Below are 16274 nucleotides of genomic sequence, written 5' to 3' on the forward strand. Positions count from 1 at the left end.
GGAGGGAGATGACGCGAGCAGGAGAACCGGAACCGATGCAGCAGACGATCGCACGCCGTGTGGCGCAGGGGCAGGGTCTCGAGCCGGCGGATGTGGTCGTTCGCAATGTGCGGTTGTTCGATCTCGTTACCGGCGATCTGATCGACACCGATATCGCCGTATGCGGTGACACGATCGTCGGCACGCTGGGGCGTTACGAGGGGCGGCGCGAGATCGACGGGCGTGGCCGTATCGCGGTGCCGGGCTTCATCGACACGCATCTGCACGTCGAATCCTCGCTGGTGACGCCTTTCGAGTTCGATCGCTGCGTCCTGCCGCATGGTGTGACGACCGCGATCTGCGACCCGCACGAGATGGCGAATGTTCTGGGGACGGCGGCGTTCGACTATTTCCTGGCCTGTGCCGAGCGTACGGTGATGGATCTGCGCGTCAATCTTTCCAGCTGCGTGCCGGCCACGCCGATGGAGACGTCCGGCGCGGCGCTGGTGGCGTCCGACCTGCTGCCCTATCGGGACCACCCCAAGGTGATCGGGCTGGCGGAATTCATGAACTTTCCCGGCGTGCTGAACGGCGATGCCGGCTGCCTGGACAAGCTGGCGGCTTTCGCGGGCGGGCATATCGACGGTCATGCGCCCCTGCTGCGCGGGCGGGCGCTGAACGGTTATCTGGCCGCGGGTATCGCGACCGATCATGAAGCGACGGCGGCGGACGAGGCGCTGGAGAAGATCCGCAAGGGCATGACCGTACTGATCCGCGAGGGGTCGGTCTGCAAGGATCTGGCCGCGCTCGTGCCGTTGCTGACGCCGGAGACGGCGGCGTTCTTCGCGTTCTGCACGGACGACCGCAATCCGCTGGAGATCGCCCATGAAGGGCATCTGGATTTCATGATCCGCACGGCCATCGCGCGTGGCGTGGCGCCCGTCGCGGCCTATCGCGCGGCATCGCTGACGGCGGCGACGGCCTTCGGCCTGCGCGATCGGGGCATGATCGCGCCGGGGAGGCGGGCGGATATCGTCCTGCTGGACGACCTGCGGGAATGCCGCGTGTCGGACGTGATCTCGGCGGGGCGGCTGGTGGACGATGCGTTGTTCGCCGCGCGGGAGATCGTGCCGCCGGTCGGGCTGGAGAGCGTCAGGCTCGCGCGCGCGGTGACGGCGGCGGACATGGCGGTTGCGGGCGATGGGCGCGACATGCCGGTGATCGGCATCGTGCCGGGGCAGATCATCACCGACTTCCTGCGCGATGATCTGCCGAGCGCGGATGGCGTGGTTTCGGGCGATCCGGCGCGGGATATCGCCAAGGTGTGCGTCGTGGCGCGGCACGGCATGAACGACAATATCGGGCGCGGTTTCGTGCGCGGGTTCGGGCTGCGGGAGGGAGCGCTGGCGTCCTCCGTCGGGCATGACAGTCACAATATCTGCGTCGTCGGGACGAATGACGCGGATATGGCGGCGGCGGTGAACCGGCTGGCCGCGACCGGTGGCGGGTTCGTGGCGGTGCGCGACGGCGAGATCGTGGCCGAGCTGGGGTTGCCGGTGGCGGGGCTGATGAGCGATGCGCCGTTCGAGACGGTGCGCGATGCGCTGGTCGAGCTGCGCCGTGTGGCGCGCGGCCTTGGCGGTGCGCTGGAGGAGCCGTTCCTGCAACTGGCTTTTCTGCCGTTGCCGGTCATTCCCCATTTGAAGATCACCGATCGCGGGATGATCGACGTTTCGACGATGACGCTGGTCTGATCCTTGCCGCCGATGGCACGATATCGGTTCGTTCTGCCGGTCGCGCTATCGGTGTTGCTGCTGGTCATGCTGGGGGCGTTGGGAACCGGGCGCTATGCGATCGCGCCGGTCCACATCGTGCAGGCGCTGGCGGGGGGTGGCGATGCGACGACGCATGTGGTCGTCTGGCAGGCGCGTCTGCCGCGCCTGCTGGCGGCGGCGATGATCGGGGCCGGACTGGCGGTGAGTGGCGCGACGTATCAGGCCGTGTTCCGCAATCCGCTGGTGGCGCCCGACCTGCTGGGCGTGCTGAGCGGTGCGGCATTCGGCGCGGCTTCGGCAATCCTGCTGGGTGCATCGGGCGCGGGCGTGCAGGCGGGAGCGTTCGGCGGCGGCATTCTGGCCATGGCGACGGGGCTGGGGGTGGCACGGCTGCTCGGTGGCGGGGGATTGCTGGCGCTTGTTCTGGGCGGGCTGATCGCCAATGCCATTTTCACGGCGCTTGTTTCCCTGATGAAATACGTGGCCGATCCGCAGGATCAGCTGCCGGCCATCGTCTACTGGCTGCTGGGCAGTCTGGCGCAGGTCGGCTGGGGGCAGATCGTCTGGCTGACGCCTGCGCTGGTGTTGGCGCTCGTGCCGCTGCTGGCGGCGGGGCGGATCATGGACGTCCTGTCGCTGGACGATGACGAGGCGCGCAGTCTGGGTGTGCCGGCCCGGACGTGGCGGCTGGCGGCCATCGGGTTCGCGACGTTTCTGGCCGCGCTGACCGTTTCGGTTGCGGGCATCATCGGCTGGGTCGGGCTGCTGACGCCGCATCTGGCGCGGCTGCTGGTCGGCGCGCCGCATCGGCGGATGGTGCCGTTGAGTGCTGTTCTGGGGGCCGTGGGTGTGGTGCTGGCCGATACGGTGGCGCGCACCCTGACGCCGGGCGAGATACCGCTTGGCATGTTGACGGAACTGTTCGGCGCGGTGGCTTTCGTGCTGGTCCTGCGTCGCTTGCGGCAGGACGTGGCCTGATGGCCACGATTGCCGCCGGGGGCGTGGTGTTCGGGCGGGAGCGGCCTGTTCTGCGTGGCATCGACTTCGCGCTTTCCGGCGGGGAGATGGTCGGGCTGCTGGGCGTGAACGGCGCGGGAAAGAGCACCTTGCTGCGGGTTCTGCTCGGTTTGCTGGCGCCGCAGGCGGGCGTGGTGCGGCTGAATGGTGTGGCGCTGTCCGGCTGCCGGCGTTCGGCGATCGCCCGTTCCATGGCTTATGTGCCGCAGGGTCAGGATAGGCGGCTGTCCTTCACGGTTGCGGAGATGGTGATGCTCGGCCGGGTGCCGCAGGCCGGGCTGCGCGGTGCGGTGTCCATGCGGGATCGTCGGATCGTCGATCAGGCGCTTGAACGCCTGGGACTGCATGCGCTTGCCGGGCGGCCCTGCAATGCGCTCTCGGGCGGTGAGTGGCAGCGTGTGTTGCTGGCGCGCGCACTGGCGCAGGACACGCCGATCCTGATTCTCGACGAGCCGTTGAGCGGGCTGGATTACGGGCATCAGCTTCGGCTGCTCGACCTGTTGCGGCAACTGGCATGGGAGGGGAAGGCGGTGCTGCTGACCTCCCACCGGCCGGAGGAGCTTTTCGCGCGGGCGGATCGCGTGGCCGTGTTGCGCGATGGCGTGATTGCGGCGGATGGCGCGCCGGAGGTGGTGATCGAGGCCGCGGCGATGTCCGCGCTCTACGATGTGCCGCTGCGGCAGGTCGATGAGGGGCGGCATCGGTTTTTCTATCGGGCGGAGGCACCGGAAGGATGAGGATTTTGTGGAAGCGAATGCTGGGGGCGTTGCTGCTGCCCGGCCTGGCGCAGGCCGCGCCGCCGCAGCGCATCGCCGATGCGTGGTATGCGCATAATGCCACCCTGATCCTGTTGGGTGCCACGGACCGGATCGTCGCGACGGTGGATGACCCGAAGCGTGTGCCGTGGATGTTCCACATCAAACCGCAACTGGCGCGCGCCAGTTTCGTCCCGACGGAGGCGATGAACGCCGAGGAATTGCTGCGTCTGCGGGCCGATCTGGTGTTCGTGACGCGCTCCGGCCATTCGGCGCCGGCATTGCGGGCGGCGGGGCTGAACGTGGTGGAAGAGGGGTTCAGCACGTTCGATGGTCTGCTGGACTGCGTGACGTCCACGGCGGCGTTGCTGGAGGACCCGAAGGCGATGGCGCGCGCGCGGGATTACCGGCAGGCGTTCGAGGCCGAGCTTCGGGATTCGGCGGCGGTCGCGCATGAGCCGCCGCGCGTGCTGCATGTCCAGTCGCTCAGGCCGTTGAAGGTCGATGGCGACGGCACGATCATCGATGCGTGGATTCGCCATGCCGGTGGCATGAATGCCGCCATGGGCGTGCATGGCAACATGCAGACGGTGACGATCGAGCAGGTTCTGGCCTGGAATCCATCGATCGTCATCATCGGCGCGCGGGCCGGCGACCCGGGGCAGCTGTCGCACGATCCGCTCTGGCAACGGGTGGCGGCGGTCCGGGATGGGCATGTGTATCGCAATCCGGAGGGGGTGTTCCCCTGGGATCGCTACAGCCCGGAAATGCTGCTGCAATTGCAATGGGCGCGGGATATCGTCCAGAAAGGCGGCGTGGATCGGCCGGCGATGATTGAGCGTATCCGTTCCTTCTATCGGCGTTTCTATGATAGCGCGCTGGATGCGTCGGATGCCGGGCGTATTCTGGATGGGTTGCCGCCGGTGCCATGAATGTAACGGCGTGAAACGACAGGTGATGCGGCGGCGGCGCTGCTTTGCGTTACTGTGCCGTTTATGTCACATGAAAAATTTAATTCTCCACGATGAGCCGTCATGTCAGGTTTCTTTCTGTCGTCCTGACAGTTGGTCTGGGTGGTTCGGGCCATGCAGCGCCGGCGAATGCCGGATATTTCATGCCGCGCCGTGCGCCGCCGCCTACGGGTGATGTGACGACGGGGACAAGGGCGCTCATACCACCCGGTAATCCGGGTGCCTCGGTCGTAATCGATAATGTCGCGTTTCCGGCCATCACGCCGCAGGAAATCGCGGCGTTCGACAGGAAATCGATCGACAGGATCGGCCCGTTCGACGTGCAGAGCCGTCACGATTCGCCGTTGATGGAGGAGAAGGGCGTGACGATGACGCTCGCCTATCCCGTCAAGGCCGTGCCGGGGCTGGATCTCGTGGCCAACCTGTTCGGCGGCCATCGGGATACGCGTCTGGGCGCGGCGGCCGGTTCGGCGGCGGTGACGGGCGGCATCCGCTTTCGCTGGTAGCCGCCGCGCAGGTTGAAATCTAGTGCTGTGCCGCCGGGGAAGCCGGGGGTGCCGAAGCGTTCTGGCCGGATTTCTCGGAGACGGTGACGTTAGGATTGACGGTGCGGTTGGTCACGTCGAACGACACGGCATCCATGGTGGTGACGTCCACGTCGTCCCCGACTTTCAGCGTCGCGAGGAAATCCTGCATCGGTTTCTGATGGATGGCGACGGTGCGTGTCATGTCGTCCGGATCGGTGAACGTGACGGTGTGGTGCGGCACGTCGATGGCCAGGACATGCACACGCTGACGGCGGAAGGAAATCAGCGTGCCGTGCGGGTGGCGATGCACGTAACCTTTGGCGGAGGAGACGGTGGATTCAGGTGCCGGCGCGTCGGGCGGGACGATCTCGGCATCGATCGTCTGGAAGAAGCGCAGGTTGATCTGGTCGCCCGGTTGCAGGTGCGGCAGGTTATGTGCGCCTTTCGGCACGTTCACCGTCACCAGACCGCCGGTATGATCGCGCAGCAGGACATTGCCGTTCCCGGAATCGACTGTCTCGACGACCGCGCTCGTGACCTGATTGCCGGTAATGGCCGATGCCTGTGCCCACGCGTGGGGTGTCAGGACGGTCGGGGCAGCGGCCAGTGTTGAAGCCAGAACCAGAGCCGCAAGCGGGCGGCGCAATGCGTAAGCCAATGACCATTTCCTTCTGACGAATGCGTAGCCGCGTGGCGTCATGCGTCACGCGCATACCGATCTTGAAGCAAATCGTCGTCGGATAAAATGCCGGTGCGCGTGTTTTTGATGCGACGGCTCAGATCGCCGTGCCTTCGTCGTCGTCATCGGGTTCGATGGGGTCATCGCTCAGGCCGCCATCATCCTCCCATTCGTCGCCGTCATCGTCGGTGGGCAGGGAGAGATCGTCCTCGTCCTCCTGCAGGCCGCCGTCGTGTTCGTCGCGCAGGCCCGGCGGGTCCGACGCGAGTTCGGGATTATGGGGATGCTTCGGCAGTGGTGGCTGGTTCGATGTGTCGGGCATGATCTCTCTCCCGCTTCGACAAGCCATCAATGAAGGACGGGTGAGGGCGGTTGCCGGGAGAGGAAAAAATATCTGCTCATCGGCCCGGCGGGGCTGGAAAGACACGGACAGGTGGCGCGCCCGCTGGTCAGCGGCGTCGCAGGCCGGTGCCGGGGCGACGTTTCCGGCGCTCGGTTCGATGGACCGAAGGGTTTGTTCGTGGGGCGGGTCGATCGGATGAACCTGGAAAGCCACGTCGATGACCTGTCGCAGGATGGTGTCCCGCGACAGGGACCGGATGACGTCTTCCGGGGTGCCGACATGCAGGTCGAAGGCGGTCAGCAACTGCGTTTGCGACAGATGTTCCGTGTTCACCCCGTCGGCCTGTCCGGCGTGGGTCATGATGCCCCGGAACCGTTTCAGGCCGGTTGCGACCAGCGGCGTCGCGGTCGTCGGCGACGAAAACGCTGCGGGAGGCCACGATCCGGGGCGCGGCCTTCGTCGAGAAGGCGGGTGAAGAAGTTATAGGCGGGTGCGGCTGGCGGGGGCATGAATGAACAGGCCTTTCCGGAGCGGCGAGGTTAGCCCAGCAGATGGAAATAACGGATTGCGAACCACATGCCGATCAGCAGGACGATGCCGCTGACGACGACTGGCAGGATCAGGCCGAAGACGATGCCGCTGCGGGTCGGGGGCGGTTCGGCGATGCCGGCCTGCCGTTCGATCGCGTCGGCTTCCGCGTCCGGGTCGGTCCATTCATAAGCCATGGGGTTGTTCCTCCTTGTGGAAAACCGTTCCTTAGGCGTCATCCGATCATGGATTGAGGCTTTCGGCCACCTTTGAAACCGGCAGGTCCGTGAGGTCGGGCGCGCGCAGGATGTCGACCTGTCCGGGTGTCCGCCCGACGGGTGCCGTCAGGCGGGGGTTGCTTTCGCCCGAGAAGAGCACCGTGGCGCGGCAGCCCATGGCGGCGGCCAGATGCATCGGGCCGGTATCGTTGCCGATCGCCCGTTGCGCGCGCGCTGCCAGACCGCCGAGCGCCGTCAGGTCCGTTTGTCCGGTGAGATCGAGTGCCCGTGGGCATATCGATGTGATCGTCGCGGCTGTTTCGCTGTCCGCTGCCGTGCCGATCACGACCGGGCGGATGCCGCGTTCGGCCAGCCGCAGGGCGAGTGCGCCGAAATGCTTCGCCGGCCAGCGTTTGGCGGGGCGATGGGGTGCGGCGCCGGGGACCAGCAGCGCGTAGGGCTGGTCGAGCCGGGGGCCGGCATCGGACAGCCATGTCAGGTCCGGATAGGGAACGGGCGCGATGCCGGCGCGGATCAGCTGGTCCCGCTGGCGTGCGATGGTGTGCATGTCGTCCCGCCACGGGTTGTCGTGCGGCAGCGTGCAGCCCGGCGCGATGCCGGACCACGGCGGATTGCCGGCGAGGCGGAAATAGCGCGAGGAGCGTCCGGAGGTCTGAAGGTCGAAGACGCGGTCGAAGCCCGCCAGTGCCTGACGCAGGCGCCAGATGCCACGGAAATCGTGCCAGGCGGGACGCGTGTCGATGACCACGCGATCGAACCATGGACTGGTTTCCGCCATGGCGCGATAGGGCGAGGTGGTCAGCAAAGTGATCTCGGCGTGTGGAAATGCCGCGCGGATGGCGGCGAACGGCCCGAAAGACAGCACGAAATCGCCCAGCGCGCCGAGCTTGATGACCAGAATGCGCAACATGCTCCCGTTCTAGCGCGCGCGGGGCGCAGATGATACGCCAGCGATCACGACGAAACCGGACCTGTCCATCATGACCGAATCGAAACCGCTCATCCTCTCCTTCGGCAGCGTCAATATCGACGTTACCGCCCGTGCGCGCCGACTGCCGCGCCCCGGTGAAACCGTGCATGCCCATGGCTATACGCTGGGCCTGGGCGGGAAGGGCAGCAACCAGGCCGCCGCGGCGGCGCGACTTGCCGCGTCCCTGGGCTTGCATGCGGCGCTGGTGGGGCGGGTCGGGCGCGATGCGTTCGGTGCGCAGGCACGCGCCGATCTGGAACGCTTCGGGGTCGATCTTCAGGGGCTGCGCGACGATGCCGGAAATCCCACCGGCCTTGCCCTGATCGGCATCGACGATGGTGGTGAGAACAGCATCACCGTCGCGGGCGGGGCGAATATGGCGATCGACGAGAGCGACATCGTGGCCTCGGCCGGGTTGTTCGATGCGGCGCGCGTCCTGCTGTTGCAGCTTGAGATCCCGCAAGCGGCTGTTCTGGCGGCCGCGCGACACGTCAGGCGCCGTGGTGCGATTGTGGTGATGGACCCTGCGCCGGCACCGGAAGAGGGCTTGCCGGAGGCGCTGTGGCCGCTGATCGACATCATCACGCCCAATGAGAGCGAGACCGCCAGATTGACCGACATCGAGCCGCAGACGGCTGACGAGGCCGCTGCGGCGGCACGGCAGCTGGTGGCGCGCGGTGCGGCGGGCGCAGTCGTGAAGATGGGTGGTCGTGGCGTCTGGTGGCAGCACGGTGATGACGGCGGCTTCGTACCGCCGTTCCGCGTGACGCCGATCGACACCGTGGCGGCGGGGGACTGTTTCAATGCCGGGCTTGCCGTGGCGCTGGCCCAGGGACGCGACCTTGCCGGGGCGACACGCGTCGCGGCAGCGTCTGGCGCCCTGGCGACGACGAAACATGGCGCGGCGGATGCGGCGCCCACATGGCCGGAGGTCTCGGCCATGCTGGAAGGTGGCTGAGGGGCCTATGCCTGCCAGAGGCCGTGCGTCTTGTGCCATTCCTCCAGCGATTGTTCGGGGTAGCCGTCGAAGGCTTCATCGCCTTCCCGTATATCGGGCGTCACCCAGTCGGCCTTCGAGCCGAGCATGATGTGAACGCGCGATGGCGGAACGGGCAAGGGCGTGTCGATGACCCCGGCTGCCGGATGCAACAGTGCCGGCCAGCGGGCGTCGTAAAGCCAGAGCGCCGTGCCGCAGCTGCCGCAGAAATGGCGTTCCGCCGCGCTGTGCCTGACATGTCCGCCGTGACGGCCGGTCACCGCATGCGCCATCTGCTTTCGATGATGCGGATCGTGCAGTTTCAGCGTATCCGCCATGCCGGAGAGGTTGATGGCATAGCCGCCCGTACCTGCTGTCTTGCGGCAGATGGAGCAGTAGCAGAGTTGATAGGGCACGGGGGCCTGGCTCTGCACGGAAAAGGAAATGGCGCCGCACTGGCAGGTGCCTTCGAGCAACATCGGCATGAGAGTCTCCTGATTTCCCGAACGGACCGGGCTGCGTGAAACTTTTGGCGCGCCCGACGCCTATCAATAATGTCAGAAGGGGAGTGCAGGTTCATGTCCGAGGACGAACATCGCTGGTCAGCCGAGGTGACCGAGCATAGCGACGCCATGGACATCGAACATGGCACGTTCAGCCATGACGATCCGCATGAGATCGCCCTGGCATTGAAGCATGCTGCCGAGAGCAGCGAACGGCGGAAAAGCGATCCGTTCCGTTCGGCCATGTCGATGCTCAACTTCTACATCAATCGTGCCGGCAAAAACCTCTCCCGGGCCGAGCACGAGAAACTGGAACGCACGAAGCCCGAACTGCGGAAGGTGTTCGGGCGGCCGCCGGAATGACGTGCGGGCCTCAGGCGGCCTCCGCTTCCGCGCGGATGGCCGCCGCCACCCATTCGGCCACGCGGATACCGTCGATCCCGGCGGAGAGGATGCCGCCCGCGTAGCCCGCGCCCTCGCCAGCGGGGAACAGGCCGCGCCAGTTCGGGTTCTGCCCGGACGCGTCCCGCGCAATGCGGATCGGGGAGGAGGTGCGCGTTTCCACGCCGGTCATCACGGCGTCGTTCATGGAAAAGCCCTTCAGCTTGCGTTCGAAACGCGGCAGGGCCTCGCGAATGGCCTCGATGGCGAAGTCCGGCAGGCTGAGTGACAGATCGGTCGGCGTCACGCCCGGCCTGTAGGACGGCACGACGCTGCCCAGGTGCGTGGAGGGCCGTCCCGCCAGAAAATCGCCGACGAGTTGGGCGGGGGCCTTATAATCGCCGCCGCCTGCCTCGAAGGCCGCGCGCTCCCACTGGCGCTGGAATGCGACGCCGCCCAGCACGTCGTCGGGAAAGTCGCGTTCCGGCGTGACCTCGACGACGATTCCGGCATTTGCGTTCCGTTCCGCGCGCGAATACTGGCTCATGCCGTTGGTGACGACCTGATTGGCTTCCGACGTGGCGGCCACGACGGTGCCCCCTGGGCACATGCAGAAGGAATAGACCCCGCGACCGTTGCTGGCGTGGTGCACCAGCTTGTAGTCGGCGGCGCCCAGCAGCTTGTGTCCGGCCTGGGGGCCGAAGCGCGCCGTATCGATCATGGACTGCGGATGTTCGATCCGCACGCCGATGGAGAACGGTTTGGCGTTCATGGCCACGTCGTTTTCGCGCAGCATCTCGAAACTGTCGCGGGCGGAGTGGCCGATCGCCAGCACGACGTGGGAGGCCGGCAGTTCGGTGCCGTCCGCAAGGCGCAGGGCACGGATGCGTCTGGGCGTGCCGTCGCCGATGATGCCGTCCACCCGGGTGTTGAACCGGTATTCGCCGCCAAGGCGTTCGATCTCCGCGCGGATATGTTCGACCATCGAGACGAGGCGGAACGTGCCGATATGCGGTTTGGAAACGTAGAGGATTTCTTCCGGTGCGCCGGCCTTGACGAATTCCTCCAGAACCTTGCGGCCGAGATGGCGGGGATCGCTGACGCCGCTCCAGAGCTTGCCGTCCGAGAACGTGCCTGCCCCGCCTTCGCCGAACTGCACGTTGCTTTCCGGGGTGAGGACGGATTTGCGCCAGAGCGCGAAGGTATCGACCGTGCGCTCCCGCACGACCTTCCCACGTTCCAGAACGATCGGGCGCAGGCCGGCCTGCGCGAGGATCAGGGCCGCCATCAACCCGCAGGGCCCCGCGCCGATCACGACCGGGCGCGGTGACTCCGGCGGTGCTTCCGGCAGGTGGTAGCGCGTATCGGGCGTGCGCTGGACGTTGGGATCGTCCGCGAAGCGCGCCAGCACGGCTTCCTCGTCGTCGACCTCGACATCCAGCGTGTAGACAAGCATGATGTTGCCGCGTTTACGGGCGTCGTAACCACGGCGGGCGATGTGGATGTTGCGGATGGTGGATGCGTCGACTTTTAGCTTCTCGGATATCATTGTCATGAGAGAGCTTGGCGCATCTTCTAACGGTGCCTGGATTTGATTTAATCTTATCACTGTAATTGTGCTCTAGCAGAAGAGATTTAGAAAGCGTTTATCTTTGTATCTAAATGGGTATTAGCCGAATTAGCCATTCCGCAGGCATATTTTTTGACATATGCGACGGTTCGTAGTAAATTTTCTAGACTGGTTCCAAAGTTATATTCCTGAGAAAAATCTCTGAGGGTTATTCTGCGTGTCTAAATACAGTTATTGCCTTGTCGCTTGCGCACGTTGGGAAACCGACACAATTCAGGAATGGCTTCTGTATCATCGATCTATTGGTTTCGAGCACGTCTACCTTTACTGCAATGATGACGATGCCTCGGAATTATATGAAAAAGTCATGCCTTTCAACATGGTGGACAAGCCTTTTGTGACGTTCAATCACCACCATATTCAGGGTGACCAGAAAGGGATGTACAATCATTTTCTGGATAAATATGCTAAAGAGACAGAATATTTCATATTTTTGGACGTAGACGAATTTATCTGCATTAGAAATATCAATAATATAGACAACTTTGTAAAAGGCGGATTTAGAGATTGTGATGATATATATTTCAACTGGCTATCATTTGGGCCCAACGGTCACTTAACCCGACCCAAAGGTTCTGTTCTAGAGAATTACACAAGACGTGACAAAAGCCCATTTGTTTTGACAAAGCATCTTGTTAAAACAGCGTCTTTCTTCGAGAAACAAAGCCGCGATCATTTACCTCCGCCTTTCCATCATGCATTCTCTGCGTCGGAAAATTGGATAGCAAAGAACGTCTTGGGTGAAGATATGATGACATATCTTAGCTCCGATCATGCTACGCAGGCACACTACCTTTCAATGGACAGGAGAGGCGAACGGATTATTGAGACCGCCTGTATTTTTCACTATGCGTTCAAGTCGCTCGATGATCTGGAAAGACGGGTGCGTCGAGGCCTGAAAGGCGCTTTTGTGGGCCAGAAAATATGGCAGGATGCATTTGACTCTGAAAGCTATGTATCACTTTTCGAAAGTCTCAATACTGTTGAAGATACATATTTACAAGAATATTGGAATGGATTGGTTTTAAATGGTGTTTCGCAGAGGACGCTGCCCGGTAAAGCCATCTCGCTTAACAAGGCAAGACTTGGCAATGCCAGTCAGAGTTCTGTGTCTAAATGGTCTCTAAACGAAGACCCACAAATTGAAGCGCAAGGCGCCATAAGCGGCTCACCTACTGGCGGGTATCAATTTCATACTGATGCTGACGATACACCATGGTGGGCACTAAAATTTCCCGAAGTCACCGAGATATCGCAAATTATAATCTATAATAGAATGGATGTTCCGCACAGAGCAAACAATATCGTTGTCGAATGTTGTTCTGATGATGGAATCTGGCAAGAGGTAGGCGCCTGGAATTCCGACACGCCATTTGGCGGTATTGATGGAAAGCCTTTTGTTATAGATATAGAAGAAAAAATCAAGATAAACGGAATAAGAATTCGTGGATTATTCAAAGACTACTTGCATTTAGATCAAGTTGAAATATATTGATTCTGAGGAAGGTATGAAAGCATACAAGAAGGACTTGAGCTCCTTAATGGTCTTGAGTCATAGTCCTGATGTTCACATATATCAAAACGCCTTATATGTTCCAAAGAGATTCAACTTTGATCCTGACGTTGGTATTTACACCGAAGTAGGATTTCTTGTTCCGCAAGCAGCGCTTTTCCATAAAAGGCCGATGGAGACGAAGGGACATAGCAGTATCAGTTCTTTGGATATGACCCTAGAATATGATATCTGCGAGAGCGCATTTTATGTTGGACATATCGACTTACATTATGGGCATGTAATTACTGAATTTTTATCGCGCCTATGGGCTTTAAGAGATTATAGACGAGATAAACAAAAACTCCTGTTCCATTCTATATATGATGAAGAGACTGTCTTTTCTTGCTCTTGGTTTGTTGAACTTTTGGCGTTGTGCGGACTTTCTCGAGATGACTTTCAATATTTTTGTGTGCCGACAAGAATAAGGAAATTAACAGTTCCATCGCCCGCTTTTGGTGAGAATAATTTCGTCTATAAATCGTTCTCAGATTATTGTTCTCAAGTAGGTCGGTTGATCGAAAAAGAAAATCGCAAAAAATATTTTAATAAGAACATTTGGTTGGCTAGGTACAAACTAACAAAAGGAACTTTTAAGTTATCAAATGAGGAAGAATTGTGTAATGAACTTATTAAATACGGATTCAAAATTGTTTTCCCGGAATTTTTGTCTGTGTCGGAGCAGATATCACTATTTAATTCAAATGTTGTTTGTGGGCTCATAGGGTCCGCATTTCATACGTCCATTTTCCAAAAAAAATCCAGAATTGTCTGTCTTACTAAAAATCAGCCTTCAGAGAATTTTATTCTGATGGATGCTGTTAGTGATGCTGATGCAACCTATCTGGATTACCCATTGTCGGATGCTGAACAAGACAAAAACTTTTTTTATACTCAGAAGTGCGAAAACATATCTGATATTGCTCAGATAATATTTAAAGAGTGTCAAAATAAATTAGAAAAAATCGATACGAAAGAGGACTTGTTGAAAGAAACTATCAGAAATTATGAAAATGCCGAGTTAAAAAAAATCGATGAACGTTTTCGTAGAGCAATACCGGGAAAAATAAAAGAAAGGGCCCGTTTTCAAGAATATGAAAATCTAACAGGAGAAAAATTTTTACTAAAAACTGAGCAGAGCTCTGTTTCAAAATGGTCTAAATATATGGATCGAAATAAAGAATCTCATCGTGCATTGGAATTATCTACTGATTTAGATCATTATATTCATACGGATGAAGAAGAAAATCCATGGTGGTCAATAAGTTTTCTATTTTCGTGTGACATAAATGAAATAGTTGTTTATAATAGGATCGATAGCGTATTTTTGGCTTCAAAATCTAATGATATAATTATCAATTTCACTTATGAAGACGGAATTTCAAAGGATGTTTATTTACGAAAATCATCAATCCCATTTGGCGGAATGGATGGACATCCTTTGGTTTGGAAACCAATAACTTTGGAACGCTCTGTAAAAACCGTTAAGTTAGAGCTGAGGAAAAAATCGTTTCTTCATTTTTCCTACATTGAGATTTTTGGGCGACGATCAGCATAAACCTTGCCTTTCAGAGCTGTGAGCGTAATGGCATGCACCACCACCACCACCACCACCACCACCATCCCACGACCTACGGCAGCGCTTTCGCCATCGGCATAGCGCTCAACGTCGCCTATATTCTCGCCGAGGTCATATGGGGCGTCTGGGCGCATTCCCTGTCGTTATTGTCCGATGCGGGGCATAACCTGTCCGATGTGCTGGGGCTGGGGGGTGCCTGGCTGGCGCAGCATCTGGCGGCGCGTGCGCCTTCGGCCCGGTTCACGTATGGTCTGCGGCGCTCCACCATTCTCTCGGCGCTGGGCAATGCGGTTCTGCTGCTGCTGGTGACGGGCGGTATCGTCTGGGAGGCTGTCCAGCGTCTGGTTCATCCTGCGCCGGTGGCGGGGATGACGGTCATGGTTGTGGCGTTCGCCGGTATCGTCATCAACGGTGCGACGGCGTTGCTGCTCATGCGCGACAGCCATCATGACCTGAACATGCGGGGTGCCTTCCTGCATATGGCGTCCGATGCGCTCATGTCGTTCGCTGTGGTCGTGACTGGCCTTGTCATCATGCTGACGCGCTGGACGGTGCTCGATCCGATCGTCAGTCTCGTGGTGTCCGGCGTGATCGTCTGGGGCACGTGGTCGCTTTTGCGCAAATCGCTGGATATGGCGCTGGATGCCGTGCCTGCGCGTATCGATCCGGCTGCCGTCGATACCGCGTTGCGGGGGCTGACGGGTGTCGCGGATGTGCATCATCTGCATATCTGGTCGCTCAGCACGACGGAAACGGCGCTGACGGTGCATCTCGTGGTCGATGAAAGCTTGACGACGGATAATGCTCTGCTCCACACCGCAACGCATATGCTGATGCACCAATTCGATATCGCCCACCCGACCTTCCAGGTCGAGCGGGGCCACTGTGCCACGCACGCGTCGGATGTGTGTGCCGTGCCGCACGCCTGACGCGGATGCGACCGGACGGGAAGCTGCGTCTGGGCTGGTGGTCGCTTGCCGTCAGCCTGCTGGTTCTGGGCCTGAAATATCTTGCCTGGCGGGTGAGTGGCAGCGCCGCGTTACTGTCGGATGCGATTGAGACGATCATCAACGTGGCGGCGGCGATCGGTGCCTTGTGGGCGCTGACGGTCGCGTCCCGGCCGCCGGACGAAAATCACAATTACGGGCATGAGAAGGCGGAGTATCTGTCCGCCGTCATGGAGGGGGTGCTGGTCATTCTGACGGCGATCGGCATTGCCGTCGTCGCCTGGCAGGACTGGTGGACGCCGACGCCGCTGCTGGCGCCGTGGCGGGGTGTGGCGCTTAACGCGCTGGGTGGCCTGGTCAATCTGGGCTGGGGGCTGGCACTGGTGCGGGCGGGTCGCCAGCGGCGTTCGCCGGCATTGACGGCCAATGGCCGTCACGTGATTTCGGATGTCTGGACGACGGTTGCGCTGGTGATCGGCGTCTCGCTGATTCCGATTACCGGGTATTTGCGGCTGGATGCCATCATTTCCGGCCTGGTGGCTGTCAACGTGCTGCGCGTGGGCTTCGAGATGACGCGTCGTTCGATTGCCGGGCTGATGGATGAAGCGCCGGGATCGGAGATGATGCAGGCGGCGAGGGCGGTGATTTCCGAGACGGCCGAGGGCGCTCTTGAGGCGCATGACCTGCGTTTCCGCAGCGCGGGGAGCATCAGCTTTATCGATTTCCATCTTGTGGTGCCGGGGGAGATGCGGGTTCAGGATGCGCATGTCATCTGTGACCGGATCGAGCATGCGCTACGGCGGCATTTCGGACGTGCCGTCATCCATATTCATGTCGAGCCGGAAGACAAGGCCAAGCAGACGGGTGTGCCTGTCGTACCATAAACGGCACCTTTCATGACCGTAACCTCGATTATGCTGGTG

18 protein-coding genes are annotated in these 16274 nt (G+C 60.6%); 11 read left to right on the forward strand and 7 right to left on the reverse strand.

Annotated features, from left to right (window positions below):
• Positions 1-35: 35 nt before the first annotated feature.
• From ade to A0U93_RS16785, 5 genes are all read left to right on the forward strand, one after another.
• Positions 36-1733 (forward strand): adenine deaminase, encoded by a 1698-nt coding sequence (ade, locus tag A0U93_RS09115; protein ID WP_077807082.1) that lies wholly within the window; start codon positions 36-38, stop codon positions 1731-1733.
• Between the two features lie 12 nt (positions 1734-1745).
• On the forward strand, positions 1746-2732 hold the full coding sequence (locus A0U93_RS09120; protein WP_077807083.1) for a FecCD family ABC transporter permease: 987 nt from the start codon (positions 1746-1748) through the stop codon (positions 2730-2732).
• Positions 2732-3508: an ABC transporter ATP-binding protein gene (locus tag A0U93_RS09125; protein WP_077807084.1), complete on the forward strand. Its 777-nt coding sequence runs from the start codon at positions 2732-2734 to the stop codon at positions 3506-3508. Before A0U93_RS09120 ends, A0U93_RS09125 begins: the two co-directional genes overlap by 1 nt.
• Positions 3505-4458 (forward strand): ABC transporter substrate-binding protein, encoded by a 954-nt coding sequence (locus A0U93_RS09130; RefSeq protein ID WP_077807085.1) that lies wholly within the window; start codon positions 3505-3507, stop codon positions 4456-4458. The genes A0U93_RS09125 and A0U93_RS09130 overlap by 4 nt, the downstream gene beginning before the upstream one ends.
• A gap of 92 nt (positions 4459-4550) precedes the next feature.
• Complete coding sequence (locus tag A0U93_RS16785; protein ID WP_077807086.1) at positions 4551-5003, forward strand: hypothetical protein; 453 nt, start codon at positions 4551-4553, stop codon at positions 5001-5003.
• A 19-nt stretch (positions 5004-5022) separates the two neighbouring features.
• On the opposite strand, the gene A0U93_RS09140 is transcribed toward A0U93_RS16785, so the two are convergent.
• From A0U93_RS09140 to A0U93_RS09155, 5 genes are all read right to left on the reverse strand, one after another.
• A complete protein-coding gene (locus tag A0U93_RS09140) occupies positions 5023-5682 on the reverse strand; it encodes a preprotein translocase subunit YajC (RefSeq protein ID WP_077807087.1) in 660 nt (219 codons plus the stop codon).
• A gap of 118 nt (positions 5683-5800) precedes the next feature.
• The gene (locus A0U93_RS09145) at positions 5801-6406 is read right to left on the reverse strand and encodes an LLM class oxidoreductase (protein ID WP_077807088.1); all 606 of its coding nucleotides are present in this window, start codon (positions 6404-6406) and stop codon (positions 5801-5803) included.
• Between the two features lie 17 nt (positions 6407-6423).
• Positions 6424-6555 carry a hypothetical protein gene (locus A0U93_RS16955; protein WP_281251195.1) on the reverse strand — a complete coding sequence of 44 codons (132 nt, stop codon included), beginning with the start codon at positions 6553-6555 and terminating at the stop codon, positions 6424-6426.
• Between the two features lie 30 nt (positions 6556-6585).
• A complete protein-coding gene (locus A0U93_RS09150) occupies positions 6586-6771 on the reverse strand; it encodes a hypothetical protein (protein ID WP_077807089.1) in 186 nt (61 codons plus the stop codon).
• A 46-nt stretch (positions 6772-6817) separates the two neighbouring features.
• Positions 6818-7723, reverse strand: coding sequence for a glycosyltransferase family 9 protein (locus A0U93_RS09155; RefSeq protein ID WP_077807090.1), 906 nt, complete (start codon positions 7721-7723; stop codon positions 6818-6820).
• A 70-nt stretch (positions 7724-7793) separates the two neighbouring features.
• Between A0U93_RS09155 and A0U93_RS09160 the strand changes: the two genes are divergently transcribed.
• Positions 7794-8741, forward strand: coding sequence for a ribokinase (locus A0U93_RS09160; protein ID WP_077807091.1), 948 nt, complete (start codon positions 7794-7796; stop codon positions 8739-8741).
• A gap of 5 nt (positions 8742-8746) precedes the next feature.
• Here A0U93_RS09160 and A0U93_RS09165 read toward each other — a convergent pair whose 3' ends face one another.
• Complete coding sequence (locus A0U93_RS09165; RefSeq protein ID WP_077807092.1) at positions 8747-9244, reverse strand: GFA family protein; 498 nt, start codon at positions 9242-9244, stop codon at positions 8747-8749.
• A gap of 93 nt (positions 9245-9337) precedes the next feature.
• Here A0U93_RS09165 and A0U93_RS09170 point away from each other — a divergent pair, with 93 nt between their 5' ends.
• Positions 9338-9625 carry a DUF3175 domain-containing protein gene (locus A0U93_RS09170; protein WP_077807093.1) on the forward strand — a complete coding sequence of 96 codons (288 nt, stop codon included), beginning with the start codon at positions 9338-9340 and terminating at the stop codon, positions 9623-9625.
• Positions 9626-9635: 10 nt separating this feature from the next.
• Here A0U93_RS09170 and A0U93_RS09175 read toward each other — a convergent pair whose 3' ends face one another.
• Positions 9636-11192 (reverse strand): NAD(P)/FAD-dependent oxidoreductase, encoded by a 1557-nt coding sequence (locus A0U93_RS09175; protein WP_371862859.1) that lies wholly within the window; start codon positions 11190-11192, stop codon positions 9636-9638.
• A 238-nt stretch (positions 11193-11430) separates the two neighbouring features.
• Between A0U93_RS09175 and A0U93_RS09180 the strand changes: the two genes are divergently transcribed.
• The 4 genes from A0U93_RS09180 to A0U93_RS09195 are packed head-to-tail and all read left to right on the forward strand — an operon-like array spanning position 11431 to position 16235.
• Positions 11431-12768: a glycosyltransferase family 2 protein gene (locus A0U93_RS09180; RefSeq protein ID WP_077807095.1), complete on the forward strand. Its 1338-nt coding sequence runs from the start codon at positions 11431-11433 to the stop codon at positions 12766-12768.
• A gap of 13 nt (positions 12769-12781) precedes the next feature.
• On the forward strand, positions 12782-14383 hold the full coding sequence (locus A0U93_RS09185; RefSeq protein WP_077807096.1) for a glycosyltransferase family 61 protein: 1602 nt from the start codon (positions 12782-12784) through the stop codon (positions 14381-14383).
• A gap of 32 nt (positions 14384-14415) precedes the next feature.
• A complete protein-coding gene (locus tag A0U93_RS09190) occupies positions 14416-15333 on the forward strand; it encodes a cation diffusion facilitator family transporter (RefSeq protein ID WP_077807097.1) in 918 nt (305 codons plus the stop codon).
• A 5-nt stretch (positions 15334-15338) separates the two neighbouring features.
• Entirely contained in the window at positions 15339-16235 is an 897-nt protein-coding gene (locus tag A0U93_RS09195) for a cation diffusion facilitator family transporter (RefSeq protein ID WP_077808438.1), read from the forward strand.
• Positions 16236-16274 lie beyond the last annotated feature (39 nt).

The organism is Neoasaia chiangmaiensis, assembly GCF_002005465.1.
Classification (GTDB): Bacteria; Pseudomonadota; Alphaproteobacteria; order Acetobacterales; family Acetobacteraceae; genus Neoasaia; species Neoasaia chiangmaiensis.